The following is a 2296-nucleotide window of genomic DNA, read 5'->3' on the forward strand; positions in this document are numbered from 1 at the left end:
CTCAAAGTAAAAGCGAAAGGGGAGGGACACCATGCCTCCCATGTCATGTAATAGATGACTATACTTTTACCAGCTATTACCTGCTTTAGGTTGTCTTCACTCTAATTTACTGAATACGATCGCACAAATGTTTGTCCTCCTGCTTCACTTCGGCATTAGTCCGCAGGTAATCCCGGACGCGAAAGCAGCCAAAAGTCAAGGGGTCTGTATTGAGAATTCGCTTCACATTCCACAAAATCGCGGTTTGGTCAAGGCTGGTGGAGACGAGTTGGGTGCCGTCGGGACTAAAAGCAACTGCCACCACCCCACCTGTATGCCCGGTGAGCGTCCGTAGGGGCTCGGACTCAGTGCCTGCGGTGCCCTCAGAGTTCCAGAGTTTCACCGTGTTGTCCAGACTTGCCGTAGCGATAATTTCACCATCCGGGCTAAAGGAAACTTGCGGCACTCCCTGCGTGTGACCTTTGAAGGTTCGTAGGAGCAGTGCCTTGTGAGGAAGCGAGGTGCCTTGAAAAGTCGATCGGTAATCGAATTTCCAGAGCTTGACGGTGCCATCGAGACTCGCTGAGGCAATCGTCTTGCCAGTTGGACTGAAACTAACTCCGTAAACCATACCCTGATGGGCATCTACAGCCTGCAACAAAGTGCCATCGCGCTTCCAAATCGGAACCGCGCCATTAGCATTGCCGGCGGCTAGAGCTTCGCCATCAGGGCTAAAGGCCACATCCCAAAACCCGCTGCCATCTAGCTTCAGAGTTCGCAGCAACACACCGTCTGGCTGCCAGAGTTTTACCGTGCCGTCTGTACTTGCGGTGGCAAACATTTTACCGTCAGGACTCCAAGCAATTGCGTAAACTAACCCTTTGTGTGCCTGCAAAACTTTCAGCAATCTGCCGTCCTTGTGCCAAAGTTTAACTGTTTTGTCGCCCCCCATGACAATGACTTCACCGTCAGGACTCAATGCCACATTCCAAACCGCTTCCTTGCCCTCCTTGAGAGTCCGCAGGGGCTCGGGCTCCGTGCCTGCCCCCCCATCTCGCTGCCAAAGTTTCACCGTGCCATCAAGACTTGCAGTGGCGACGATTTTACCGTCAGGAGCGAAAGCAGCACCATAAACAGCAGCGCTGTGAGCGCGCAAGGGCAAGAAAAAGATGTTTTTCGGCTGCCAAAGTTTGACGGTATTTCTCAAACCCACCGAAGCAATGAAAGTGCCGTCAGGGCTGAAATGAATATCCCACACGGCATCGCGATGCCCTGCAAAAGTTGCCAATTCTTTAGCGTCTTTGCTCCAAAATTTGATGGTTCGATCGTCGCTGGCTGAGGCGATAATCTGACCGTCAGGACTGAAATCTATAGCCTCAACGCCAGATGCGTGACCCTTAAGGGTGCGTAGGGGCTGTGGCTCTTTGCCTGCCGGGGCATGGGAGCGCCAAAGTTTAACCGTACCATCAACGCTCGCAGAGGCGAATATTTCGCCCTGTGGGCTGAAATCGATGTCCCGAATAGTAGCTTGATGGCCTGGAAACCTTTGCAGTAACTTTGCTTTGTCCCAGCCTTGGCCATCTTTTTTCCACAAATGGATCGTACCCTCCCCATTTCCGCTAACGAGCATCTCACCGTCGGGACTAAAGGCAAGGCTTTGAACCGCAGCGCCATTATCGAGGGTGGTTAATAAAGTGCCGTTTTTATTCCAGAGTTTAACGGTGTTATTCTGACCGGATGCGGCTAAAGTCTCGCCATCTGGGCTGAATGCTAGGCCCGAAAGCTCTGTACTGTGTCCCTTGAGGGCGTGTAGGAGTTTGGGATCCGACCAAGATGTACCGTCTTGCTGCCAAAGTTTAACTGTACCGTCTCCACTGGCGCAAGCGAGGATTTTACTGTCGGGGCTAAAAGCCATTCTCCATACCATGCCGTTGTTGGCAAAAGTCGCTTGCAGAGTGCCGTCTCGCTTCCAGAGCTTGACCGTGTTATCCATACTTGATGAGGCAATTGTCTCAGAGTCGGGGCTGATTGCTAATCTAAACGTCGTCGCCTGATGTCCCCAAAAGCGGTTGAACTCCGAGGCTCCATAAACGGCCTGCTCTAGTAATAATTGCACGCGATTTTCTAGTGCGGGATTTGCCCCACCGAGTTGTTGCAGTTTGCGCTTGGCTTTGATTGCGGCAATGAGGCTGTCTAATTTTTCCTCTAAGGTGAAGAGGGCTTCTGAGGAAGTGGCGATGGCTTCTACCTCACTTATGGTTGCGTGGCGATATTGCCAAAATGCTGCTGTTCCGAAAAAGAGGGCGATCGCTAATGC

General features: G+C 52.0%; 1 pseudogene. It reads right to left on the reverse strand.

What is annotated here, in order from left to right:
* Positions 1 to 106 precede the first annotated feature (106 nt).
* Positions 107 to 2296 (reverse strand): annotated as a pseudogene (locus QUB56_RS36745) (WD40 repeat domain-containing protein); the annotation flags it as partial.

Origin of the sequence: Microcoleus sp. AR_TQ3_B6, from assembly GCF_036702785.1 — a bacterium.
Classification (GTDB): domain Bacteria; phylum Cyanobacteriota; class Cyanobacteriia; order Cyanobacteriales; family Microcoleaceae; genus Microcoleus.